Source organism: Pedobacter sp. 01N310 (assembly GCF_056399805.1).
The window spans coordinates 1,221,022-1,247,397 of record NZ_JBFTSB010000001.1 but is presented as its reverse complement, the minus strand read 5'-3'; the positions used below and the strand labels follow the sequence as shown (position 1 = coordinate 1,247,397).

At 39.7% G+C, this 26,376-nt stretch carries 19 protein-coding genes; 14 read left to right on the top strand and 5 right to left on the bottom strand.

Annotated features, from left to right (window positions below):
- The first annotated feature begins 9 nt into the window (after positions 1-9).
- The 9 genes from AC1DNH_RS04880 to AC1DNH_RS04840 all read left to right on the top strand — a co-directional run bounded on the left by AC1DNH_RS04880 (position 10) and on the right by AC1DNH_RS04840 (position 14,332).
- The gene (locus AC1DNH_RS04880; RefSeq protein WP_477580871.1) at positions 10-1,758 is read left to right on the top strand and encodes a RagB/SusD family nutrient uptake outer membrane protein; all 1,749 of its coding nucleotides are present in this window, start codon (positions 10-12) and stop codon (positions 1,756-1,758) included.
- Between the two features lie 15 nt (positions 1,759-1,773).
- On the top strand, positions 1,774-4,899 hold the full coding sequence (locus tag AC1DNH_RS04875; RefSeq protein WP_477580873.1) for a SusC/RagA family TonB-linked outer membrane protein: 3,126 nt from the start codon (positions 1,774-1,776) through the stop codon (positions 4,897-4,899).
- Positions 4,900-4,917: 18 nt separating this feature from the next.
- Positions 4,918-6,708, top strand: coding sequence for a RagB/SusD family nutrient uptake outer membrane protein (locus AC1DNH_RS04870; protein ID WP_477608053.1), 1,791 nt, complete (start codon positions 4,918-4,920; stop codon positions 6,706-6,708).
- Between the two features lie 145 nt (positions 6,709-6,853).
- The gene (locus tag AC1DNH_RS04865) at positions 6,854-7,168 is read left to right on the top strand and encodes a hypothetical protein (RefSeq protein WP_477580877.1); all 315 of its coding nucleotides are present in this window, start codon (positions 6,854-6,856) and stop codon (positions 7,166-7,168) included.
- A 217-nt stretch (positions 7,169-7,385) separates the two neighbouring features.
- The gene (locus AC1DNH_RS04860; RefSeq protein ID WP_477625220.1) at positions 7,386-8,816 is read left to right on the top strand and encodes a hypothetical protein; all 1,431 of its coding nucleotides are present in this window, start codon (positions 7,386-7,388) and stop codon (positions 8,814-8,816) included.
- A gap of 52 nt (positions 8,817-8,868) precedes the next feature.
- A complete protein-coding gene (locus tag AC1DNH_RS04855; protein WP_477582818.1) occupies positions 8,869-10,266 on the top strand; it encodes an alpha-L-fucosidase in 1,398 nt (465 codons plus the stop codon).
- Positions 10,266-11,855, top strand: a complete 1,590-nt coding sequence (locus tag AC1DNH_RS04850) for a beta-N-acetylhexosaminidase (protein WP_477582820.1) — start codon at positions 10,266-10,268, stop codon at positions 11,853-11,855. Before AC1DNH_RS04855 ends, AC1DNH_RS04850 begins: the two co-directional genes overlap by 1 nt.
- 24 nt (positions 11,856-11,879) lie before the next feature.
- Positions 11,880-13,382, top strand: a complete 1,503-nt coding sequence (locus AC1DNH_RS04845) for an alpha-L-fucosidase (protein ID WP_477582822.1) — start codon at positions 11,880-11,882, stop codon at positions 13,380-13,382.
- Between the two features lie 674 nt (positions 13,383-14,056).
- Entirely contained in the window at positions 14,057-14,332 is a 276-nt protein-coding gene (locus tag AC1DNH_RS04840) for a hypothetical protein (protein WP_477582824.1), read from the top strand.
- 335 nt (positions 14,333-14,667) lie between these two features.
- Here the strand turns inward: AC1DNH_RS04840 and AC1DNH_RS04835 are convergent, their stop codons facing one another.
- Positions 14,668-15,450 (bottom strand): HAD-IIA family hydrolase, encoded by a 783-nt coding sequence (locus AC1DNH_RS04835; protein WP_029280385.1) that lies wholly within the window; start codon positions 15,448-15,450, stop codon positions 14,668-14,670.
- A gap of 192 nt (positions 15,451-15,642) precedes the next feature.
- Between AC1DNH_RS04835 and AC1DNH_RS04830 the strand changes: the two genes are divergently transcribed.
- Positions 15,643-16,176 (top strand): hypothetical protein, encoded by a 534-nt coding sequence (locus AC1DNH_RS04830; protein ID WP_477581360.1) that lies wholly within the window; start codon positions 15,643-15,645, stop codon positions 16,174-16,176.
- Between the two features lie 18 nt (positions 16,177-16,194).
- Here AC1DNH_RS04830 and AC1DNH_RS04825 read toward each other — a convergent pair whose 3' ends face one another.
- The 4 genes from AC1DNH_RS04825 to AC1DNH_RS04810 form a co-directional block, all read right to left on the bottom strand.
- Positions 16,195-16,923: an esterase family protein gene (locus tag AC1DNH_RS04825; protein ID WP_477581358.1), complete on the bottom strand. Its 729-nt coding sequence runs from the start codon at positions 16,921-16,923 to the stop codon at positions 16,195-16,197.
- A 66-nt stretch (positions 16,924-16,989) separates the two neighbouring features.
- Positions 16,990-17,577, bottom strand: a complete 588-nt coding sequence (locus AC1DNH_RS04820) for a GDSL-type esterase/lipase family protein (protein WP_477581356.1) — start codon at positions 17,575-17,577, stop codon at positions 16,990-16,992.
- Positions 17,578-17,908: 331 nt separating this feature from the next.
- Positions 17,909-18,994 carry a fatty acid desaturase family protein gene (locus AC1DNH_RS04815; protein ID WP_477581354.1) on the bottom strand — a complete coding sequence of 362 codons (1,086 nt, stop codon included), beginning with the start codon at positions 18,992-18,994 and terminating at the stop codon, positions 17,909-17,911.
- 334 nt (positions 18,995-19,328) lie between these two features.
- Positions 19,329-19,499, bottom strand: a complete 171-nt coding sequence (locus AC1DNH_RS04810) for a hypothetical protein (RefSeq protein WP_215129139.1) — start codon at positions 19,497-19,499, stop codon at positions 19,329-19,331.
- A 429-nt stretch (positions 19,500-19,928) separates the two neighbouring features.
- On the opposite strand from AC1DNH_RS04810, the gene AC1DNH_RS04805 reads away from it, so the two are divergent.
- From AC1DNH_RS04805 to cysM, 4 genes are all read left to right on the top strand, one after another.
- A complete protein-coding gene (locus AC1DNH_RS04805; RefSeq protein WP_477608072.1) occupies positions 19,929-22,535 on the top strand; it encodes a DUF7133 domain-containing protein in 2,607 nt (868 codons plus the stop codon).
- A 38-nt stretch (positions 22,536-22,573) separates the two neighbouring features.
- On the top strand, positions 22,574-24,457 hold the full coding sequence (locus AC1DNH_RS04800) for a heparinase II/III domain-containing protein (RefSeq protein ID WP_477581350.1): 1,884 nt from the start codon (positions 22,574-22,576) through the stop codon (positions 24,455-24,457).
- A 218-nt stretch (positions 24,458-24,675) separates the two neighbouring features.
- On the top strand, positions 24,676-25,488 hold the full coding sequence (epsC, locus tag AC1DNH_RS04795) for a serine O-acetyltransferase EpsC (protein ID WP_477610674.1): 813 nt from the start codon (positions 24,676-24,678) through the stop codon (positions 25,486-25,488).
- 11 nt (positions 25,489-25,499) lie between these two features.
- Positions 25,500-26,372 carry a cysteine synthase CysM gene (cysM, locus tag AC1DNH_RS04790; RefSeq protein WP_477582643.1) on the top strand — a complete coding sequence of 291 codons (873 nt, stop codon included), beginning with the start codon at positions 25,500-25,502 and terminating at the stop codon, positions 26,370-26,372.
- Positions 26,373-26,376: the final 4 nt, after the last annotated feature.

The window sequence follows — 26,376 nt, the reverse complement described above, 5'->3', positions numbered from 1 at the left end:
GTATCCAAGATGAAGAATTTTAATAAAATTACCCTAATATACACCCTGTTTGCCATATTATTTGCCAGCGGGTGTAAAAAAATGATTGAGGATGGACCTTTAGAAAATGCCAATAAAGACCTGGTATTCGATCCAACTGATTCACTTGGCGTTTATGCCGAAGCTTTCCTCAATAACACCTATTCGAGCCTGCCAAATGGTTTTAACCGGATATCTTCCAACATGCTCGATGCCGGTACCGATGATGCCATTCCATCTTCAACCTCCGCACAGGTGCAGTTCTATTCAAATGGCGCCTTTAACCAGGTGGCTTTGCCCGATAATACCTGGGATGCCAATTATGCGGGCATCAGAAAAGTAAATATTTTTCTGGCGAACATCGATCAGGTGCCCATTAAAACCACAGGATTTAAAAAACGCTTTAAAGCAGAGGCACGGGCATTAAGGGCCATGTTTTATTTCGAACTGGTTAAACGCTGGGGTGGTGTTCCCTTAATCGGTAATAAAATTTTCGAGCTGAACGATCAGATAAACCTTCCGCGCAATAGCTATCAGGACTGTGTAAACTACATCAATAGCGAACTTGATGCTGTTATGCCCGATCTGTTGGGTCCAAATGCAACAAGTGGTTATACCACCATCTATTTCGGACGTTTTACACGCGGTGCCGCCATGGCATTAAAATCGAGGTTGCTATTGTATGCAGCAAGCCCTTTAAATAATGCTGGTAATGATGCCTCAAAGTGGACGGCCGCCGCATTGGCTGCCAAAGCAGTGATGGATAGTGTTGTAGCGGGCAAATTTGTTTATGGTTTATCAACCTCAACAGCAACGGCCCATTACACCACCACGAATATGAGTGCATTGGCCCCATCTACTTCCTTAAGCAATTATGTGGCAGGGGTGAATAAATTTTTAAATGTGTTTTCTTCAAGGTATAATGCCGAAATCATATTGCCTTATTTAAGGGCTACCACTACCGATGTAGAGCAGAACAATGAACCTGTGGGCTATACCCGGCAGGGACAGGGCTTAACTAACCCCACTCAGGAACTGGTTGATGAGTTTGAAACTTTTGCCGGTAAAACCATCCAGGAGAGTAGCTCCGGTTATACGCTTGCCGCACCATACTATAACCGCGATCCGCGATTGGCCGGAACGGTTTCATTTGATGGCTTATTTTGGCTTAACCGTAATGTTCAAACTTACGATGGAGGTAAAGACAGGCCTAAAGGATATGGTAATGCCGTATCGGATGAAACCAGAACAGGTTACTACCTGCGTAAATTTATGACGGGTACCACCAGCGAAAGTGCCTATACTGCACAGAACCATAATTTTCCGATTTTCAGGTATGCCGAAATCCTCCTCAACTTTGCCGAGGCTCAAAATGAAGCTGTAGGGCCAGATGCCGATGTATATAAAAGTATCAACGCCATTAGGGCAAGGGTAAATATGCCGGCTTTGCCAACGGGTTTAACCCAACAACAGATGCGTGATAGGATCCGCCACGAGCGTAGGGTAGAAATGGCTTTCGAAGAACAGCGTTTCTGGGATATCCGCCGCTGGAAAATTGCCGAAAATGTATTAAACGGAACATTACATGGGATTAAGGGAACGCTAAATGGTACCATGGTAAGTTATGCTATTGTAACGGCAGCACCTACCAGGTTCGAGTCTGCTAAAATGTACCTCTACCCAATACCATTTAAAGAAATGGCATCTAACAGCAACATGGTTCAAAATCCAAACTGGTAGCTAATCAACAACATGATGAAAAGATTTTTAACATATATTATATTACTATCAGCCCTTTTGGTACAAACCGTGTATGGGCAGGTAGGAAAAACGGTTTCGGGTGTAATTTCCGATAACCGTGGCCCAATACCCGGTGCCAGCATTTACGAAAAAGAAGCCACGGCCAATGGTACCACTTCCGACCAGGATGGTAAATTTACCTTGCGCCTTAAAAGTTCCAGTGGCGTACTGATCATTAAATCAGTAGGTTATTTAACCAAAGAAATCGGCACAGAGAGCAGAACCAGTGTAAATGTTACCCTCGAGGAAGACGCCAAAGGACTGGAAGAAGTGGTTGTATTGGGTTTCGGTGAAAAAGCAAAAAAAATTACCAATACTGGGGCGGTGAGTTCTATTTCGGGTAAAGAAATAAGACAAAGTCCTACAGCGAGCATTCAAAACTCATTGGCAGGCCGTTTACCAGGGTTTTTCTCCCAGCAAAGAAGCGGTCAGCCCGGTAAAGATGGTGCAGCTTTTCAGATCCGAGGGATCAGCACCTACCAGGGAACAACCACGCCTTTAATTATTGTGGATGATATTGAGGTAACTGCTGATCAGATCAATATGCTCGATCAGAATGAGATCGAAAGTTTAACCATCTTAAAAGATGCTTCTACAACAGCCGTTTATGGTGTACGTGGTGCCAATGGTGTTGTGGTGGTGCGTACGCGCAGGGGAGAATCAGGCAAGCCACAGTTAACCTTTAGACAGGAAACTGGTTTAACCCGATCGGCTGTGAATTTTAAAACCAACGACGGTTATACTACCTTAAAAATGCTGAACGAGTACACCACCGAGCAGTACATGGATCCGGCCACCCAATACCCTAAATTTTTTGGCGGGAATAACCTCGAGCATTACCGCCTGCAGGATGACCCTTACAATTATCCATTTGTGGATTGGTGGGATGAACTGACAAAAGATTACAGCATACAAAACCGCAGTAACTTTGATATCAGCGGTGGTACTCAAAAAACGAAATACTTTGTTTCGCTTGGTTATTTCAGTCAGGGTGGGATGTACAAAGATTTTACCAAAGATGAAGGTTACAATGGCGATTATCAGTTCGACCGTTACAATTTCCGCTCAAATGTAGATTTAGATCCCAATAAAAATTTGCATATCCGTTTTGATTTATCAGGAAGATTCGGGGTAACCAATTCACCAAACGATTCGCCCGGGAACGGTGGTGCACCAACCCTGCAATATTTATGGAACGGGCAATTATCGGCTTTTGGCTTTCCCGCTTACAATGCAAACGGCACTTACGGTGGTTCTACCAGCGGGTCGACAAAAATAAACCCAATAGCCAATTTAAGATGGTCGGGTTATAGTCGCGATTACACCAATAACCTTGGGTTTGTAACACAGGTAGATCAAAAATTGAATTTCATTACAGAAGGACTTACCGCAAATGCATTGTTATCGTATGCCAGCGATTATAGTTTCAATCGCTCTTTAAAAAGAAGCTCCTCTGAAATACCTACTTATTACTATGATGCCAATACCAGCAGTTACCTGCCAGTTGTAAACAACCTCTACCGTTTGGGTAAGTTAACAAGGAGCGGAGGTTATACCGGATCGAACCGTTTAACCAATTTACAGGCCTCATTAAAATACAACAGAAGTTTTGCCAACCATAATATAAATGCTTTTGTATTGCTTAACCAAACTACAAAAACTGAAGAAACGAGTGCTGTTGCTTATGATCCCTACAATGTGAGGGGGATTGTTACATCTTTCAGTTATAACTACAAACAGAAATACCTGCTCGATTTTAAAGGTGCATACAATGGATCGGATAAATTCCAGTCGAGCAAAAAATACCAGTTTTTTCCAGCGGTAAGTGTAGCCTACAACATCAGTGAAGAACCTTTTTTTAAAAACAATATCAATTTTATTGATAATTTAAAAATCAGGGGATCTTATGGTATGGTGGGTAACGATGGTATCGGATCATCTGTATATTCTTACGAGAAAACCTATGTTGGCGGAAGTGGTAAAGGCTATATTTTTGGCGAAACAGGCAATACAACCTATGGTGGTTTAATTGAACCCACTTTGGCCAATACCGAAATTACCTGGGAAACCCAACGTGATGCCAATATTGGGCTTGAGCTTAGGATGTTTAAAGGCCGATTGGGTTTGAATGTTGATTTTTACAAAAAACGCCGCGAAGATATTTTAACACAGCGTGCATCAGTTGCTGCTGCATTTGGTGCTTCGCTACCTTTCGTAAACCTGGGCATTGTTGATAACAAAGGATATGAAGTAGAGTTAACCTATAAAGACAATCTTTTCTCTAACAAACTATCGTATTTTGTTAATGCGCAGATAAGTCATTCAGAAAACAAAGTAATTTTCCGCGATGAAGGTGCCGTACGCTACCCTTGGTTAGGTTTAACCGGAAAACCTGTTGGTGCCCTCTTTGCTTACCAGGATGCAGGGCTTTACCAATCACTGGCTGATTTATATAACAGTCCGAAATTGATCACCGCCACCCCTTTAAGCAATTTATCGCTCGGAGGTGTTAAACTGGTTGATTTAAATGGCGATGGTATTATCGATCAATACGATTTAGGTTATATCGGAACCAATCAGCCCGAGTATATTGCGGGTTTAAGTTTTGGCTTCTCTTACAAAAACTTCGATTTCAGTACCTTATTCCAAAGTTCATTTAAATATTTCATCAATATCAACCGTGGTGTAATCGGTTATAGCCGTCCCGAAAATCAATCTATTCCTTATAACCTGGGCCGTTGGACACCCGTTACCCGTCAGGAAGCTACATTCCCTGTATTGGCAGGCAGTGGTTCGCAAAGTGGTGTGTTTTCTACTTACTGGACAAAACGCGGTGATTACATCCGTTGGAAAAACGTAGAAATAGGTTACCGTTTACCCACTTCGTTTGCTAAAAAACTCCACATGAACAACATCAGAGTATATGCCAATGGTTACAACCTTGGCTTGCTTTACACGGCGTTGCCTGTGTTTATAGATCCAGAATCGGTAACTGGAACGGCCAGCACCACAAACCTTGGCGATGTAAACGAATACCCGCAACAGAGCATATTCAATTTTGGGATCCAGTTTGGGCTATAATTCAAAAAAGATAAAGAAATGAGAAAGAAATTTTATATCATCAATATCATTGCAGTAGCACTTTTTAGTTTGGCTGCATGTAAAAAATCTAGTTTTTTGGATAGGAAAACAGAAACTTTAACCGAGGATAAGGTTTTTGCAGATAGCGCGCTTACCATCGGCTTTGTAAATGACATGTATGCCTATACCGGACAAGACATTGTTTTGCAGCGGGCGGGTTATATCACCAGTCCCAATGGTAACGATTGGGCCTGTTTTGATGAACAGACAAGTTTAGCACTAAGTTACTATAGTACACCACAAACAGGGGTAATTCAGGGTACCTATACCGCTAGCAATTACTCACTGAACAATTACTGGACAACTTATTATAAAAAAATCAGACAAGCATCGCTGTTTTTGCAGAGTATAGGTAAAACGCCGATTTCAGCTGTTCGTAAGAATAGGTTGATTGCTGAAGCGCGTTACCTTAGGGCATTCTTTTATATCGGTTTGATCCGCTTTTATGGCGGTGTACAGTTAATGCCCGATGTTCCACTCAATGCAGATGAAATTTTAATATCCAAACGCAATACCTACAAAGAATGTGTTGATTATGCTGTTGCCGAACTTGATGAAGCAGCAAAAGGTTTGCCCAATGCATTGGCGCAGGAAGCCGCAGAATACGGACATGCTACGAGAGGTGCTGCATTGGCCCTTAAGGCAAGGATTTTACTTACAGCAGCGAGTCCGCTTTTTAATGGTAAATCGCATAGTACAGATGCTTCCTTATTGCCTTATATTACCTATTCGGCAACTTATAATGCAACACTTTGGCAGAAAGCAGCTGATGCATTAAAAGCAGTGGTTGATCTGCCTGATTACGCATTGGTAGAAGATAATGTAACCCGTCCTGGCCATGGTTTTTGGAAAATGTTTATCAAAGGCAGAAAAAATACCGAAGTAATTACACCTTTCGTGGTTTCTTCGGGAGCAGTGAGCTTTTTGGGCGGAACAAATTTTGAATCTTATCGTTTTCCAAGAAGCAGACAATCTACTACTTATACCTTTTGTAACCCGACCGAATCTGCGGTAGAAAATTTTGGAACTAAAGAGGGGAAGGCAATTGATGATCCTGCTTCGGGCTACAATTCCAATAATCCTTATATAAACCGCGATCCACGTTTTTATTTCTCTATCATTTACAACCAAGCGCCTTTATGGAAAAGTGGTTCGGGTACTACATTGGTTCCGGTTGATATCTATTTTAACAAGGCCACAAATGCACTGGCTGCTGATGGGATACAAGCTTATTATACCAAAACGGGATACTATTCGAGGAAAATGGCTAACGATTCTACCGGTACATCCGCCAGTATTGAAAGATGTTTGCCGGTGATCCGCCTGGCAGAAATATATATGGGCTATGCAGAGGCATTAAACGAATTGGGTCAAACAGAACAGGCTGTTTCATGGCTTGTCAAAATCAGAAAACGTGCAGGGATTACCGCGGGAACTGATAACCGTTATGGCATCGTTGCAGGCATATCGCAAGCTGCATTTAGAATATTGTTACAAAAAGAATCTGTTGCCGAGTTTTTCTCAGAGGGGCATTTCTGGTACGATACCCGCAGGTGGAGAACAGCAGAGCTAACCGAAAGCAAGAATATTATGCAGACATACATCTCAAAGGAAGCCAATGGAACTTTTACTTACGATAGAACAAAGCTGGCATTATCGGTTAATTGGCAACAACGAGCTTATCTCGCACCAATTCCTCAAACAGAGATTGATAAATCGGCAACGTTAATGCAAAACCCAGGTTGGTAATAATCAGCTTAAACAATTTTTTTAGTTGAGTTAGTCCCAGACCAGTTGCCTGCCAAAATAAGGTAGGCAACATCATGGTCGGGTAAAAACCTTAAACCTTTTATACACCATTACGATATCAATACGATCATCTTAAATATCCACTATGCCTACCGATCAACAAGAAAGCCCGGTTTTAGCTAAACTCAAAACCTCAATTGATATCAGAACACTTGAGCCCATTATGTTTTATTCGGGGAAGGATGATGAACTACAGGTTTTTTTAAATGAAAGCGAATATGGCGAACTGATCATTATTTCACTTGCTAATGATCAGTTTTTAGTGAAAGAGGTATTGTTAGAAGAAACAAATGAAAAACTCGAGTGGAAACAGGATCATAAAGGACTGAGGATTTCGGTACCCGAAGGATTACAAAAAAGTAGTGGGGATATGGGGCGTGTATTGAAAGTTACTTTTTGAGTCGTGAGTTGGCAGTTCAGCGTCAATTACTGATAAAAGCCCTCGGAGTCGAAAGGAATAGTTTGAAGTTAATTAACCAATAAAGATTGCTTAGGCTCCAGCTTATCTGGCCCCGCAATGACGGATTGGGTAATGGAGCATCTACTAATGAACTAATGACAAGTGAACTAATAAACCAATAACAATCAATTAACCATAAACCTTTAACCATTAAACAATGAAAAACAAAAAACAACTTTGCTTTGCACTGCTTTTGATGATTTCAAGCGGTCTTTTAATGACTGCCTGTAAAAAAGCACCTGTTTCAGAACCAGAAACACTTGGCACAAAACCAACTACATTGGCACTAAACTCTGAAACCACACCGCCTAGTTTTGTAACCAACACCAAAAACCTGAATATTGTAATGTTTGTGCCTACCGATAACCCGGCGCTTTCTGATTACAAAACCCGCTTAACCTCTTTATTGGTTCATTTTCAGGGCTGGTTCCATACCGAAATGTTAAGGTATGGCTATGATAAATACATGGGATTGCCCAAAATCGATTCAACCGGATTGGTGCGTTTTATCGAAATACCAGCTCAGTTTGCACAATCTGCCTATCCTTACGATGCCAGTATTTCTGCAACTAAAATCCTGAACGAAATTGCGGCCTACAAAGCCACACACGCTTCAGAGTTTTCAAATTCAAGCCATACGCTGATCTTATTGCCCCAGCGTACCGATGGTAGTTTTGATCAGCCTTTTTACGGTTATGGTAAAAATTGCTTCGCTACTGACAATTCGAACATGGCGGTTGATAAAATCCCTAATGCAACATCAAATTTACTTGGCGGCATGCTGCACGAGCTGGGACATGGCTTAAATTTACCGCACGATCATGCCAAATATGCTTCAGAACAACCAACTTTAGGTACTTCTTTAATGGGATCAGGAAATGTAACTTTCAGTAAAGGTCAGCCAACATTCTTAACCGAGGTTGATGCTGCCATTTTAAACCGTAACGAAGTGTTCCAGAATCCTTTGCCTACAGAAATACCTTACGAAGCAGCCACCACCACGATTGATGCGCAGTTTGCCTACAATGCAACAACACAGGCTTTCAATGTTACAGGTTCATTTACAAGTAATAAAGAGGTAAATGATATTCTAATTTACATGGACCCAGATTTGGGTAGTAGCGATGCTGATTATAATGCCGTGGCATGGAGATCGAACCCAGGTACTGGAAATACAATTTCGGCAACTATTCCTTTTAGCGAGCTTTATTATAAAAACAACGAAGCTTACAACATCAGGGTGAAATTGCTATTGAAAAATGGTGCTAATGTGAGCAAAACCTATTCATTTTCATTTTTAAATGGTGTGCCGCAAATCGGTGCAAATGGTTCTGCTAAATTTCATCAGAATGCCAGTTATGGTGGCTATGGTATATCATTACCTGTTGGCCAGTATACCACCGCCGATTTAATAAGCCGTGGTATTAGCAATAACGATGTATCATCCGTTAATTTAGGTCTTGGTGTTAAAGTAATTATGTATGATGGAGATAACTTTACCGGAAGTAGTATCGAATTAACGTCGTCAAGTACTTACGTTTCTACTTTTAACGATAAGGCATCATCCATAAAAGTGATTGCCCTTTAATTATTATTATTTATAAACAGGCTTATTTTTAATGTTTTAAACCAAATCAAAAATGAGAAAACCGCTTTTTTTAAGTCTGTTATTTGTACTGTTTGTCCAGCTATTGGTTGGGCAAACAGTACAAAATAATGCATTAGAACAGTTTAGGACAGAAAAATTCGGCATGTTTTTACATTGGGGCTTGTATGCCCAAACTGCTGGCGATTGGAAAGGCCATAAGGTTAAAGGAGGAGAGCATTTTATGCTTTACGAACGTATTCCGGTACAAGAGTACGGAACCATTGCCGATCAATTTAATCCCATAAAGTTCGATGCAGATGCCTGGGTTAAACAAGCCAAAGAAACAGGGATGAAGTATATCGTTTTTACGGCCAAACATCATGACGGATTTGCCATGTACAACTCAGCCAGCAGTGATTATAACATGGTGAAAAGGAGCCCCTTTAAGCGCGATCCAATTGCAGAGCTGGCAAAAGCCTGCAAAAAATATAAAATCACGCTTTGTCTTTATTATTCCTTAGGGAGAGATTGGCAAGATCCGGATGTGCCAACCAATTGGCCTGTAAAAGCGGGCAGAAGCAACACCTGGGATTATCCGAATGAAGATGAAAAAGTTTTTAACCGCTATTTCGAAAGAAAGGTTAAACCACAGATCACGGAGCTTTTAAGTAACTATGGCCCAATTGGCGCACTTTGGTTCGATACGCCTGAGCTTATCAGTAAAACAGAGAGCCAAGAACTTAAAGCGTTAGTTAATAAATTACAGCCAAACTGCTTGGTTAACAATAGAATTGGGAATGGTTATGGCGATTTTTCAATTTCTGAACAGTCTTTGTCGCCATCATCAAAAAAAGCATGGGAGTCTTGTTTAACCATTGGCCAAAACTGGGGTTACAACAAACACGATAGCCTTTGGAAATCACCAGAAATGCTGGTACGGCACTTGGTAGAAGTAGTAGCTAATGGTGGCAACCTGCTGTTAAATGTTGGCCCTAAAGGCGATGGTACATTTCCAGATTGGGCAACTGCCCGATTAAAAGAAGTAGGTAAATGGATGGATATTAATCATGAGGCCATTTACGCCAGCCATCCATGGTTAGCTATAAAAGAAAATAGGAGTGAAAAGACCGACAATATTTCCATCGAAGAAAGTAAAAATGCCATTAAAGATGCCGTTTTTGATGGTACACCAAAATCTTTAACACCAGATGTTTACTATACCGCAAAAGACAAGACTGTATATGCTTTTTTAAGAAGCTGGCAAAAGCCAGATGTACTGTTAAAGCAGATAAACAAAAGCACACTGTCTGTTAAAGATATTGAACTCCTGGGAAACAATAAAAAAATTAAATGGACAGTAAATAGTGAGGGGCTTAACCTTGATTTACCAGGTGATTATAATAAAGGAAATCAAATTCCTGTTTATGTATTAAAAATAACAGCCAACTAATGAGGTTACTACATATATTATCTATATTACTTGTTTATTCAACTGCGTTTGCGCAACAACAGGGAATTATTCCTATGCCAGTGCAATTTGTAAAAGGTAGTGGCTACTTTGCCCTTAACAATTACAGTAGTATTGGTTACAATAACGAACAGTTAAAAACAATAGCCTATTATTTTCAGAACGAATTATTAAGCCAAAAAGGAATTACCATTCAACAGAAAGCGAAATCGGCAAATATTATGCTATTGCTAAAAACAGGGAGGAAAAATGCAGATTCATGCGCTTATCAGATCAGTATCAAACCTGGCCAGATTATCGTTTCTGGTACACATCCCAATGGCATTTTTTATGGAGTGGTTTCACTGCTGCAATTGGCGCTAACCAATAAAAACACCCAGCTTCCTGCTGTAGAAATAAGTGATGCACCGGCTTATGGCTGGCGTGGCTTTATGCTCGACGAATCGCGCCATTTTTTTGGCAAACAAAAAGTGAAATCCATTTTAAACTGGATGGCTTTTTATAAACTAAATACTTTTCATTGGCATTTAACCGATGAGCCTGCCTGGCGCCTAGAGATTAAAAAGTATCCAAATTTGGCCCTTATTGGCGGTATTGGTGATTATTTAAACCCCAATTTGCCAGCACAGTTTTACACACAGGCCGATATTAGGGAAATTGTGGCTTACGCTGCTGAACGCTACATTAAAGTAATACCTGAAATTGATATGCCCGGACATGCTACTGCAGCCAATAAAGCCTATCCAGAATACTCAGGAGGCGGTTCAATAGGGCATCCAGAGTTTACCTTTAACCCTGGCCTGGAAAAAACCTACGGTTATTTAACCGATATTCTAAAAGAAACCAATGTGCTTTTTCCTTCGGGATTAATCCATTTGGGAGGGGATGAAGTGAGCTACGGAAATGAAAAATGGAAAAGCAATCCAGATATTTTAAAACTCCGCGAGCGTGAAAAGCTTAAGGATGATGCTGCGGTAGAACACTATTTTATGAAACGTATGGCCGATTCGCTCTACCAATTAAATGCCAAGGCTATTTTTTGGGATGAAATGGCCGAAGCCGACCTACCCAAAGAGAAAACCATTATGTTTTGGTGGCGCCAGGAAAAACCTGCTCAGCTTCGCACTGCTTTAAGTAAAGGTTATCAAACAGTTTTATGCCCACGCTTGCCATTGTATTTCGATTTTGTTCAGGATAGTACCCATCAATACGGTAGAAAATGGAATAAATTATATAGTCCGATTGAGCAGGTATATCAGTTCGATGCACAGTCTTTTGCCGAAAATAAAAAAGAAAAACAGCTTATTTTAGGTATACAGGCAAACCTTTGGACAGAAACAGTAGATAATGACAACCGTTTAGATTATTTGCTTTTTCCGCGGATTGCCGCCCTGGCAGAGGCTGCATGGACGGCGCAAAATCATAAAGATTTTAAAACCTTCAGTAATAATTTAACCCAGCACCTGGCGCTTTATGGCAAAGCAGGAATTTATTATTATCATCCCTCAAAACCTTTACAAAACCCAGAAATACCGGTTAAGAGAAAGAAGCCATTAAATTATAAAGATTAACACGCACACGAATAAAATTTGAATATGAAGAATATATTAAAGTTTGCCTTGGTTACCCTTGCTGCTGTAGTTGTAGAACACCCTGTAGATGCGCAATGGACAGGGCCGAAGAGCAAGCCTACAAAAGAAGTTGAAGTTAAATACGGAACCCTAACACCGCCAAACCGTACCGATGCCGATATGGAAGCCTTTCGCAGTTATGGTTTAGGGCAGTTTATCCATTGGGGAATTTATTCTATCGCGGGTAACGAATGGAATGGGGTAAGTGCAAGGGGAGGTGCAGCAGCATCAGAATGGATCCGATCCTGGGGCGGGCCTACAGCGCCAAAAGATTGGGCCAAAACTTACGATAACCTGTACAAACAGTTTAACCCGAAAAACTTTGATGCTAAACGCTGGGCTAAACAAGCTAAGGATATGGGCGCGAAGTATGTGATTTTTACCACCAAACATCATGATGGCTTTGCACTTTGGCCAACCAAATATTCTGATTATAATGTTTCTGCATCGCCGTATAAAAAAGATATTGTAAAACAGATTGTAGATGCTTATACCGCCGAAGGTATTGATGTATATCTCTATTACTCGATTTTAGAATGGAATAACCCAAATTATATGGGGAAAGCTCCAAAAACAGACGAAGAGAAAGAAAAATTCGGTAAATTTTTAGCTTATACCCGAAACCAGCTTTTAGAGCAACTGGATAACTATCCGAAAATTAAAGGTTTCTGGTTTGATGGTACCTGGGATGCCTCGTGGAAAAGTGCCTACGAATTTACCTACAATTTAGAAAAAGAACTCCGAGAAAAACATCCTGGATTAATTATTGGCTCGCGTTTCCGTAACGATGAACATGGCTCAAGACACTTCGATTCGAATGGTAATATTTTAGGCGATTACGAACAAGGCTGGGAGCGTAAGTTACCTGCAGAATTTGAGTGGTTAAACGGTAACGATTGGGATGCGGTAATGACTATCCCGCCAAACGGTTGGGGATATATGAAAGATTGGTCGGGGATTTATACCAAAACTACCGACGATTTATTGGATATGCTGATGCGTTCGGTATCAATGAATGGCAATTTTGTACTAAACTTTGGACCCGATGGCAATGGAAATATGCATCCCGAAGAGGATAAAATTGCAAAGGAAATTGGCGAATGGATAAAAATAAATGCCGAGGCGGTATATGGGGCGCGCCATGCTGCATTAACCCCTTCTAAATTAGGTTACTTTACTCAAAAAGCCGATAATCTTTATTTAACTGTTTTTAACCAACCCGTAAATGGCATTGTGCGTATTGCGGTGCCTAAAAATGCCAAACAAGTTCCCGGTACAGCTGCGCTTTTAGTAAACAGTAAGAATTTAACCTTAAAACAAGCAGACCTTGGTTTGGATCTGGATAAGAATACCTATTACGATGTAATACTGCCAAAAGATTTTCAATCCAACAAAGCATTTGTAATTAAAATGAAACTGGTGGCGCCAAAAGCAAAAGCAGCAAAGTTAATGGATGCTAAAATGTAGCCTGGATGAATGGTTTTTTCTTAAATGTTTTAATACGATTTATAGTAAACCGTGCGGTTGTATACTATCAAACCATGCTGTGCGATAAATGGAAGTAATGGCCGAGAGGGCATAAACCGGGTTTTGACAGGAAAATTTAAATGTAAACGACAAGGTAATGAATAGGTTGATTAGTGCCCGAATTTTACCTTCTATGCTAAGCGTACTTTAGACTGGTTATCTGATGTTACGCCTGGTAAATACATTTATTTGGTTAGTTAATGATTGCGTAGCGATGGATGTTTCTACGCGATCTTAATCCTAACCCCGTGGGTATACATCCATATCAGAATTATCAAATCAAATAATCCTTAAGCCTGATATCTTAATATAAATCACGGGTACGATAATATAAATCATGGGTGCGGTAATATAAATCGCAAGTGCAATAATATAAATCGCGGGTGCGGTAATATAAAACGTGAGTGCAGTAATATAAAACGTGAGTGCAGTAATATAAATCGTGGGTGCAGTTATATAAATCACACTATTGGCTTGATACATTTAATATTGTATTAAACCGGTGTCGTAACCTTAACAATTTAATAACGCTAACTAACTATCTTACTAATAACATCGGTTCATCTTTGTTAAAAGATCCTAACCAAATAATAGGATAATTTAAGCACAATGATATGAGACTGATTTCTTGCGTAGCGCTTTTAATGGTTATACCGGCAGTTGGGCTTTTAACCAAAGCCAATAAATTTAGTGAAGATAAAAGGCCTGAAGCCCCAGTGCATGAGCATATTGTAAATGATTCAGCTTCATTAAAATTGTTTAAACCTATTGGTATGGCTGCTAAGCTTGAGGCTGCACCTGTTGTATTTACAACTGATTATCGGTTGAGTTTTTTTAAGCCTGTGTATCTCCACTCAACCCCTTTATTTACCATTCATAAAATAAAGTAGCGCAGCCGCGCTAAGAAAAATATGGACAGGAGGTCGTTATTAGAAGTAGACTTGGCTCATTAGTCGCTTTCATGTCTGAAAAGCTGGCAGATCATGTGGTGTCAGATATTTCTATCTGACACTCTATTTAGTATTTAATTCGAATTCTGTGTTTTTCATAGGCTGTATTATAAATATAGATTTGTCATCCTGAGCCTGTCGAAGGACCTGTTTAAATATCCCGAAAGGCGTTTCGACAAGCTCAACGTGACAAATTCGAATGGAAATTACAAATATGATACAGCCTGCAATTTTAATCGACTTTAGATTAAGGACTTCAAACTAAAGACCCCAAACTATTTACCTTCCCACCAGGCTAAAGGAAACTTAATTTCATCAACGGAGCTTGCAATCATGTCGGGTTTAAAAGCATAATGCCCTAAAGTATCTTTGCTTGAGATACCCGAAAGTACCAGAATGGTTTTATAGCCCATTTGTACACCTCCTTGTATATCAGTTTCCATGGTATCGCCAATAACCGTAGTTTCACTGGTTTCTAATCCTAAAAATTTACGTGCCGAGCGCATCATCACGGGACTTGGTTTGCCTGTAACAAACGCTTTTCTGCCGGTTGCTTCCTCAATCATGGCAGTGGTTGCGGCAATGCCTAAATTATTCCACCCTGGTTTTTTGGGCGATGGATCTCTGTTGGTAGTAATAAATTTAGCTCCCGCAAGAATCATATCAACAGCACGCTGCACCATTTCGAGCGTAAAGTTTCTACCTTCTCCCAGCACAACAAATTCCGGATCGGTGTTTACCAAAGTAATACCATGATCGTGTAAACTGCTTAGTAAACCGCCTTCTCCCAATACATACGCGGTACCATTCGGGCTTTGATCGGACAGAAATTTTCCAGTAGCCATCGCACTGGTGTATACATGACTTTCTTCTACCTTTATACCTAATCCTTTAAGTTTGCGTACTACCTCCAAAGCTGTTCTCTGACTATTGTTGGTCATAAATGCAAAAGGAATATCTTCATCAATTAAGTTCTTAATGAATTTATCAGCACCAAATATCAATTCTTCCCCGCTATAAATCACCCCATCCATATCTATTAATAATCCTTGTTTCATGTTTTGTAGATTTAATCTGTTTATGTGCAAACTTAATATTTTCTTGTTCAATCAATGTTAAAATAAAGTCTTTTGAGCATGGAACGCTAAATAATTTTAAGCAATTTTCTTGTTAATTTATTTAACATAAACTTAATATGCAGGCTGTAGCGTCACTCCAACAAGTTACGTATTTGTATAAAATACTAAATAATGAAAAACGCCTTCAAACCAATTGCCATTCTTCTTTTAATCGCATTGAACACTTTGTTCGCCTGTAAAAAGAAAACCGATGATCCGACAGACTTTACAGTAGATGACAAAAACTTAACCGACTGCCCGCAAGGTTCAACCTGCTATTTTCAATATGTTAATTATGCCTCGCTTGTAGATAATCAGCTCACCTTAGCAACAGGCCAGTACCGTGTTTTTTGGACAAGGAGCGAGGGAAATTATGCTTCAAGGATTTTGTATTTTCTTGCTCCAATGACAGGTGATCGGTTCTTGTTGAAAGACAAGGATGTAGCTGAGGGCAGGGTGAAATATGTGTCCGGTTGCCCTTCATGTAATTCAATCGGTTCATTAAGAGCTATTGCTGGGGCAGTTAAAGGTGTAAAAATTGCTAAAAGTAATGCCGGATATGAAAAGTGGCTGTTAGAATCGAATATTGTGTTGGCTTTGGAAGGTAGTACAAGGCCACTAGATACAATATACATTAAGCAATATTATTATGCTGCCGTACAGTAATAATTAAGTTTATAGATTCTAGATGTATATAGGCGCCATTTTTCGCCAGTAATGGGGGCGGTGCGCGTTGCTCTCCCAGGTATGAAACTGATTGGGGATACCTTTCTCCCATAACAGGCTGCTTAGGTGCTGGTTTCCACTCAAAAATGGATCAGTTTCGCCCACAGCAAGAATAATTTCCATGTTTCGAACTGCTGATAGCAATCGATCATCGTTTAGGTTAGCAATATACTGCGCTGGCATATTAAAATAAACTTTTTCGTCGTGAAACCCGTTCAGTAGGTCTCTAAAATCGCCTATACTGTCTGTAAGGTCATATCTGCCGCTTATGCCAACGGCTTTTTTAAATAACCAGGGATATTTCATAGCCAGGTTTATAGCATGGTAAGCGCCCATACTACAGCCTGCGGTTTCTATGTAATCGCCATCATTTTTCTGATAGATAAGCGATAATACTTCTTCGAGGAGATATTTTTCATATTGTAAATGCCGGTCTATGCGTACCGATGGAAACACCTCATCGTTATAAAAGCTTTCTCCATCTATACTATCCACGCAGAAAATTTGGAGTTCGCCATTTTCAATCTGTGTACTTAATGAAGCTATAATTCCCCAGTTTTCGTAATCGTAAAACCTGGCCATACGGGTGGGGAAAAAGATAACTGCTCTTCCGGCATGACCGAAAACCAATAATTCCATATCCCGTTGAAGATGATGGCTGAACCACTTGTGATATTCCCTGTTCATTGGCTTCAATTCTTTTGCGGAAAATTAAGGCATGTATGTTATCGGGATATTAATTAAGCGTAATGATTAACCTAATTTCTCTTTAACAGTAGCTGCCCACAAACGATAACCTTCTTCGCTCAGATGCAATCCATCGTGATCGTAAAGTGCAGGGTCTGGATTGCCTTCTTTGTTGAGCATTTTCTTAAATACATCAATAAATTTCCAATTGCTATTGAGTTTAATGATTTCGCTTTCGATAAGGTTATTGGTATATCTAAACTGATCGGCCATTTGCCAGCGGGTAAGACTGGGTTTTAGCGATATAAAATAACAGGGTAATATGCCAAACCGCTGGTTAACTTTAACCATGAGCTGCTGGAAAAAGATAAATATCTCTTCAGGGTTTCTGCCATCGCCAAGATCGTTATCGCCTGCATATACTACAAGTGCCTTCGGCCTGTAGTCTATCATAATCCGCTCAAAAAACCATACACATGCTGCTAACGTAGAGCCGCCAAAGCCTAAATTGGTTACTTTCATGTCATCAAAATCATCTTCGAGACTATTCCACAACCGGATAGATGAACTGCCATAGAAAATAACACCAGGATGCTCCCGATCTAAGCGATGCGCCCTTTCCAATTGTTTAACTTCTTCTTCGTACCAGTACATATGGTTAAAGATAAAAAGATCTGCCTGTTGAAGGAATGTATTGTATGTTAAGTTTATGTTATTAGGTGTTGTTTTATTGGTTCATTAGTCATTTGTTCATGCGTATCGCACAATTTTACAGGCGCTCAAAACTTAATGCCCTAAACTTCTTAATGATGAAATAAATAAGATTTAAAGACTTTTCCCTTTAAGGGGATAAGAATATTAAGATCAAATTTGCATGATCTTAATGCCCTAAACTGCTTAATGATGAAAAAATAAGATTAAGGATTTTTACCATTAAGGGAATAAGAATATTAAGGTTGAATTATCGCCCTTAACTTAATAGCCACTAAATTGTTTCCGGTTGTCCCATTCTCTTTAGGATGCGGTAATGGGAGCGAAGTGCCGATAAGAAAGTGCTGTTTTCATGATAGGGCAATCCAAATTCTAACGCAGTTTGTTTTACAATGATGGAGATCCGTCCATAATGAACATGGCATATTTTAGGGAAAAGGTGGTGTTCTATTTGCCGGTTCAATCCACCAAGAAAGAATGCTGAGATTGGCGATTGGGTTGCAAAATTAGCTGTAGTTCGCATTTGGTGTTCGGCCCAGGCTTCTTCCATATTGCCTTCTGCATTGGTTATTGGAAAAGTTGTTCCTTCCACCACATGAGCAAGTTGGAAAACGAGTCCCATGGTTAAGCCCTGAGCCATGTGTAACACCACAAAACCGATTGCAATCTGCCACCAGGCAAGCGGTATAACCAGTATCGGTAAACCAATAAAAATAAAGTAGTACAGAAACTTATAGAAAAAGAGGTTAAAGTATTCAACCTTCGGATGCTTGTTCTGGCAGGCACCCACACTTTTTTGAAAAAACTTTTTATAATCTTTACGAAACACCCAGGAAAGCGAAGCCAGGCTATATAAAGGGAAAGCATACCATTGCTGGAAGCGCTGGTGTGGTTTTAATTCATCTTCTGTACAGATGCGTATAAGGCCTGGTGCTACTTCTATATCTTCGTCATGGCCCGGTATATTGGTATAGGTATGGTGTACCACATTGTGGGTAATGTTCCACACATACGGATTGGCGCCAACCATATTAAAAAGAAAACTGAAAAAAGAATTGATGCGTTTAGAACTCGAAAACGCACCGTGAATGGCATCGTGGCAGATATTAAAACCAATAAATGCACAAGTTGCACCAAGTAAAATGGTAAGTCCCAAAAGTATAGTGCTATGCACGTTTAAAAGGAGTATGGAAAAGTAAAGTGCCAGAAATATAGTAAGGAAAAGAAAGGCTTTAAACCACATCAGCACATTGGCATTGATACTTCTATTGTTTTCTTTAAAGTCGTTGTTTACTCTGCGGCGAACTTCCGAGTAAAATGTATTCCCTGTTAAACATGGGAATTTTGCTTTTGATTTCATGATCCTGTGCGCTAATCTACCCCATGTACGAGGTCGATAACTCCAAGTTCATTAAGCTTTATGTATAACCTGGCTAATTGGCCAAGCTTAGTTATAAACGTAAACTACTGTGTTTTAGTTTTCGGCGAAGATAATAAATTAACTGTGATGCATCTGGCAATCATCTTAAATAATTACAACTTTCTTAACAAGAAAGTAAATAATTTACTTTCAATGGCTGTATCAATAAATTAATAATGAGATGAAAGCAAAAAGAAAGGGTAAAATATTGGTCACTAATATTTTAGCTCCAGATTATATTCAATCGGAGAATTCAATTTAATTAAGACACAGACTACTCGCTGTAGTTCCTCTTACTAGCAGCATAAATATGGTACCAAATGTAAAAAATCCATATTAATACCACTGTGCTATAAACCAATTCGGGTTCAAATGAATCCTTGGTAATTAACAGTGCAATGGAGGAGATCAGGGCAGTCAGGAAGAAATAAAGAATATTTTTCATAACGTACTGATTTAATGAATGTTGGATTTAGTAAATATAATAAAATATCTCGTTTGGAGCAAGAGTTTTACGAAATAATTTACCTGATTCTGATGAAAGCGGTTTTTTATCTTATTTATAAGGCGTTTTTTCTTCATTTAATTTGTGTTTTACTTGTTGTTATGCATAATTATAGCGGTTTGAAGCTTATTTAGTTGTCCATAGTAATTAGTTTGAATTGTTGCTTTAATTAATACGGATCTTTATCAGGATAACGTCTGTGAAGTTGTTTTACTTTAAAATGAAGTAAATAAGTTTAGCGGCTAGTAAGTAAAAGTGTTAAATGGTTAAGAATTAAGTTGAAATGCACAAAATTGTGGCACAAGAGAATTTATATTTTTTTGTAAGTTTACGCGGCACAACCAATCAAGAAACCAATAACACACACAAATGATTAAATTTTCTTTAAGCTTAATTTCTTTTACACTAGTTTTTTTTGGATTAAGAAACTTCTTTAGCGAACCAAAAATACAACGCGTATCACCCCCTGAATTAACGATAACCAATTTCGCAGGACCTGATGTTACACCCAGCCCAGCCTGTTTAGCCGTAGCGCCAACCGGAGAAGTATATGTTGGTGTTGATATGATCGGCTCTTTAGGCAAAGATCCTGGTAAAGGTCATATTCTTAAATTGATAGATAAGGATAACGATGGTAAAATGGACGAACATGTAGATTTTGCCGAAGTGGATAATCCACGCGGTATTATTGTTCAAGGTAGCCAGGTATATGTATTACATACCACTTTTTCTAAAGAAACAAAACAGGCTACAGGCATGAATTTAGTAGTTTTCGAAGATAAAGATGGCGATGGAAAAGCCGATGGACCCGAAAAACCGCTTATAGAGCATATCAGTAATGCCAAATATATCCGCGAACGTGGTACCGACCATGCTACTAATGGCATTAGAATGGGTATTGATGGATGGATTTACATTTCCGTTGGAGATTTTGGATTCCATGATGCGGTAGATCGTTCAGGTAAAAAACTAACTATGCTAGGTGGTGGAATTATGCGTGTTCGTCCTGACGGAACTGAAATGGAAGTATATACACATGGTACACGTAATGTTTATGATGTTGCTATTGATCCTTACATGAACGTTTTTACCAGAGAAAATACCAATGATGGCGGTGGATGGAACGTTCGTTTCTCGCACCATATACAATCTGGAGAATATGGTTACCCTGTGTTATTTCAGAATTTTACCGACGAAATTATTCCTGCGCTTGCAGATTTAGGTGGAGGATCGGGTACCGGTGCATTGTTTATGGATGAACCGAACTGGCCTGAACAATATAACCATGTACCAATGATGGCCGATTGGGGCAGAAGCATGCTTTATATTCATAGAGTTACCACTGATGGCCCAACCTTTACGCAGAAAGATGAAGAGTTTATTAAACTTCCTCAGATTACCGACCTTGATGTAGACGGTTCAGGAAGACTTTATCTATCGGCTTGGGATGGCGCTGGTTATTCTGGCAGCCCGAATAAAGGCTACGTTGTTCGGGCAGTGCCAAACAACTGGACATACAAAGCTTTTCCTGATGTTAAAAAAGCTTCAATTAAAAAACTAACTGAGCTACTTAAATCGAATAGTGCGGTAGGCCGTTTAACCGCTTCGCAGGAATTGGTTTTGCGCAACAATAAACAAGCTATTGCAACGGCCTTAAAAGTGGCTTCCGATCAAAGTTTAGCGCTTGATGTCCGTATAGCCGGTATTTATACCTATGCACAGCTCACCAAAGAAAACGGTATTGCAACTTTAGTTGAATTTACTAAAGATAAAGCAGTTAAGGAATTTGCCTTAAAAGCACTTGCAGATCGTAAAGCCAATATAGACAAAGTACCAGCTGAGCCATTTTTAGAAGGTTTAAAGGATCCTTCTCTTCGCGTTCAGGCTGCTTCGATAATTGGTTTAAACCGTTTGGGCAGGGCAGAAGTTGCCAATGTGCTTTTACAAACGAAGGTGCCTGCTTCATTTACAGTACCTGCCAAAGGTACTGAAGGTCCTCATGCAACGCCAAATTCAGCCATTATTTTGCCTCACTTAGCTGTTAGGGCCTTAGTTGATCTTCAGGCGGTAGATGCTTTGCTTGCTGCAGTTAAAACTGAAAATTCTACCCTTGCACTTTGGGCATTACGTTATATACATACCGAAAAAGCGGTTAACGGACTGATCGAAAACTATAAACAATCGACAGATGAAAAATTAAAACAGCAGATCCTGGTTACCTTGGGCCGTTTGTATAAAAAAGAAATTGCCTACGACGCTTCTTGGTGGTGGGGTACACGTCCTGATTCTCACGGACCATACTTTAAAGCTGTTTCATGGGAAGGTTCTCCTATTATCGAGAAATTCCTGAAAGAAGAGGCTACGAAAGCCGGAGCACAGGGAAAACAATTTTTCGTTGATTTAAATGCGCGTCAAAGGATGGATATCCCTGAGTTTGCCGAAGAAGAAAAAGTAGCTGCAGCTGAAGAACCAAAAATTGATTTAGATAAAATCAAAAACAAAAAAGGTCAGGTAGGTAAATCATCTATCGAAGATGTATTGTTGGCGATCAATAAGTTACAGGGCAATCCGTTGAAAGGAAAAAATATTTTCAACAGTCAGGGTTGTATTGCCTGTCATAGTTTGAGCAAAAGCGAGAAAATGAAAGGCCCTTTTATGGGGCAGATCGGCTCTATTATGAGCCGTGAGCAGATTGCAGAATCGATATTAAAACCTAATGCTTCAATTTCTCAGGGATTTGCTTCAGTAATGATTACCGCCAAAGGCGACCATACCTATATGGGCTTTATCACAGAAGAAACGGCTGCCAAAGTAGTGATTCGTAATATTGCAGGAGAAGTTTTTACCATCAAAGTGGGCGATATCCTGTCGAGAAAAGAAATGGAAACTTCGATGATGCCAGAAGGCATGGCCAATTCATTATCATATGAAGAACTGGCTTCATTAGTTTCTTTCTTATCTGAACAGAAAAAATAATTTCTCGTAGTAAAATTGATAAGTATGATCTGTAAACCATGAAGAAAAATCAGCTTATCACAATTATATGTACCATCATAACCTTGTTTTGCTCAACGTTTGCAGTAGGGCAAAACAAGGAAATTGATTCAACTTTTAAGATGCCTTCGCATCCAAGGTTATTGATAAGTCATGACCTTGAAAAACAGATCTTAGAAAATGTAAAACGCGACGCGAGGTTTAAACAAATCCATCAAGCCATACTATCAGAAGCAGATCATGTTTTAAATAAACCCGTATTAGAGCGGGTGATGATCGGAAAACGTTTGCTTGATGTATCTAGAGAAGCACTTAAAAGGATTTATTACCTCTCTTATGCTTTTAGGCTTAACCATGATAAAAAGTATGTAGCCAGAGCAGAAAAAGAAATGCTGGCAGTTTCTGGTTTTAAAGATTGGAACCCAAGTCATTTTCTTGATGTGGGTGAAATGACAATGGCTTTATCAATAGGTTACGATTGGTTATATCAGGATTTACCCCAATCAACCAGAAGTATAGTCGCACTTGCCATTCTCGAAAAGGGAATACAGCCTTCAACAAACAATAAGTACAATAACTGGTTAAATGTTACCAATAACTGGAATCAGGTTTGTAATGCGAGTATCTCGTTTGGTGCAATAGCTACTTTCGAAGAACACCCGGCCTTATCGGCGAAACTGATTAACCGGGCAATAAAAAGTGTAATCCTACCCATGCAACAATATGGTCCCGATGGTGCTTATCCGGAAGGTTATGGCTATTGGGAATACGGCACTTCTTTTAATGTAATGTTTATCAGTGCTTTAGAAGGTGTTTTTCATCAGGATTTTAATTTAAGCGCTCAGCCAGGGTTCCTTAAAACAGCTGATTATCTGGCTAATGTGACCGCTCCTTCAGGAAAACCTTTTAATTATTCAGATAGTAGAGCGGTGGCAGAATTTAATCCCGCACTTTTTTGGTTTGCATCGAAACTGAACGACCCTGGTTTACTTTGGGTAACTAAAAAACAGCTTGATGAACAAATGCCTTTACAGAATAGATTACTGCCATCGGCAATGTTGTGGGGAGCAAAACTATCGCTTAATAACATTCAGCCTAAAACTGCACACTTTTGGATCGGAAATGGCCCTAATCCAGTTGCTTTGATGCGGAGTTCGTGGACAGATCCGCTGGCTACTTTTGTGGGCTTTAAAGGTGGCTCACCCGGCGTTAGCCATGGTCATATGGATGTAGGCTCTTTCATCATGGAATCGCAAGGGGTGCGTTGGGCAATGGATTTTGGGATGCAGGAATATGAATCGCTCGAATCGAAGGGTATTAATCTTTGGGATACTAAACAAAATTCACAGCGCTGGAAAATATTCCGCTATAATAATCTCGCACACAATACACTTTCCATTGATAGTACTTTTCAGCTTGTTAAGGGCAATGCTGCTTTCATCAGTAGCGCTAATAATGGCCTGTTTATGAATGCTGTTGCCGATCTGAGTAGCTTATATGCTGATAAACTAAAAAAATCAATTAGAGGGGTGGCCTTGATCAATAAAAAAACAGTACTGATCCGCGATGAAATAACCGTGGGAAACACTGATGTAACCCTTCGGTGGTCGATGGTTACACCTGCTACAGTACACATTATTGATAAGCATACCATAGAATTAAGTTATAAAAGCAAAAAATGTTATCTCTTTGTAGATACCAAAAGCGAAGTTAAAATGAAAACCTGGTCAACAGATCCGGGAACCGATTATGATGCTAAAAACCCGGGGACTTCTATTGTAGGGTTCGAAGTAAGGCTCAAAGCTAATAGTGAACAGGCCATATCAGTTTTTCTAGATGCTGGGAAACCATCACAAAAGAACTTTTCTGCTAAACCGATAACCAGTTGGCCGAAAAATAAATAAGCTTGGTAGCTGATGTGTTTCCAGATTTACCTTCTAAGGCTTGATTTTACTGATAATTCTTTCTAAAAGCTATATTCATGAATTTTATTGTTATTGCCGAGCAATTTTTACCATAAAAATGCGCCAGTTGTTTTGGTTTAAAAAAACAAAACTTACATTTAGCGATTAAATCTATATACCTAGTCGATGAGCAGATCGGGCAGGTATGACCACCAGTTATGGAAGACCATTTTTTTGAACAAATTATTAAGAACCCTCTTGAACAACCAAATATTCCACCCAATGAAGTGATATCCCTTTGGGCAGAAAAACTAATTCAAGTGCTTTTTCCTGAAAATTCTCCTAAAGTATTTTCAACAATTATAGATGTAAAGGAATATGTTGCTATTTTGGAACTTGAACTTTATGATATCATATCGGCCAGTTGTAAGCTTAAAAATAGCGAATGTAAAAATGCAGCAGGTCAGTTTTTTGAAGAACTTCCAGCGCTTTACCGTGTATTGAACACCGATATAGTCGCCATTTATGAAGGCGATCCGGCTGCACAGAGCAGGTTTGAGGTAATTAGAACCTATCCGGGTTTTTATGCCATCTGTTTCTACAGAATTGCCCATATGCTTTATAATTTCGGTATACCGCTGGTTCCAAGAATTCTTACCGAATATGCCCATTCTAAAACAGGTATCGATATCCATCCGGCAGCCAGTATTGGCGAATACTTCCATATTGATCATGGAACTGGGATTGTTATTGGCGAAACCAGTAAAATAGGCCGTTATGTGAAACTTTATCAAGGAGTAACACTTGGCGCACTGAGTGTTAAAAAAACATTAGCGGGCAGCAAACGCCACCCAACAGTAGAAGATAGGGTAGTAATCTATTCTGGGGCAACCATACTGGGCGGCGAAACCACCATTGGGCACGATAGTATCATCGGGGGAAACGTATGGCTTACTGAAAGTATCCCAGCTTTTTCTACGGCTTATCATTCTCCAATAATTACCATTAGAAACCATAAAGAAACCAATTAATATATTAAAATATGGCAGGAATAATCGATCTGATCGGAAATACGCCAATGGCTGAACTTCAAAAGCTGAATATTAACCCGGCGGTAAGGGTATTTGCCAAATTAGAGGGAAACAATCCGGGCGGTAGTGTTAAAGATAGAGCTTCGCTTAATATGATCAGAAGTGCGATAGAACGTGGGGATATAGCTCCTGGAACTAAACTGGTAGAGGCCACAAGTGGTAATACCGGAATTGCATTGGCTATGATTGCAAGTTTATATAATTTAGAAATTGAACTGGTTATGCCAGCCAATTCTACACGCGAACGTAAGGTAACTATGGAAGCCTTTGGTGCAAAAGTAACCCTGTTAGAAAGTATAGAAGAATGCAGGGATTATGCGGAAGAAAAAGGTGTTTCAAAGGGATATTTTTTATTAAATCAATTTGCAAACCCTGATAATTACCTGGCTCATTATAAAACAACCGGACCAGAAATATGGAGAGATACAGAGGGGCAGATTACGCATTTTGTAAGCTCAATGGGAACAACGGGAACCATTATGGGCTGCTCCCGATTTTTTAAGGAAAAAGATAATAATATTCAGATTGTAGGCTGTCAACCTACTGAGGGCTCTTCAATTCCAGGTATCAGGCGTTGGCCAGAAGAATATCTACCAAAAATATTCGATCCGCTACGGGTAGATCGGGTAATGGATATTGCGCAGGAAGAAGCAACCTTAATGTCGAGAAGAATGGCTAAAGAAGAAGGTTTGTTTGCAGGCATGAGCTCTGGCGGTGCCTGCGCGGCTGCTTTGAAGCTTGCTGGTGAACTAGATAAAGGAACCATTGTTTTTATCGCCTGCGATCGGGGAGACCGCTACCTGAGCAGCGATCTTTTTGGTTGAGCGT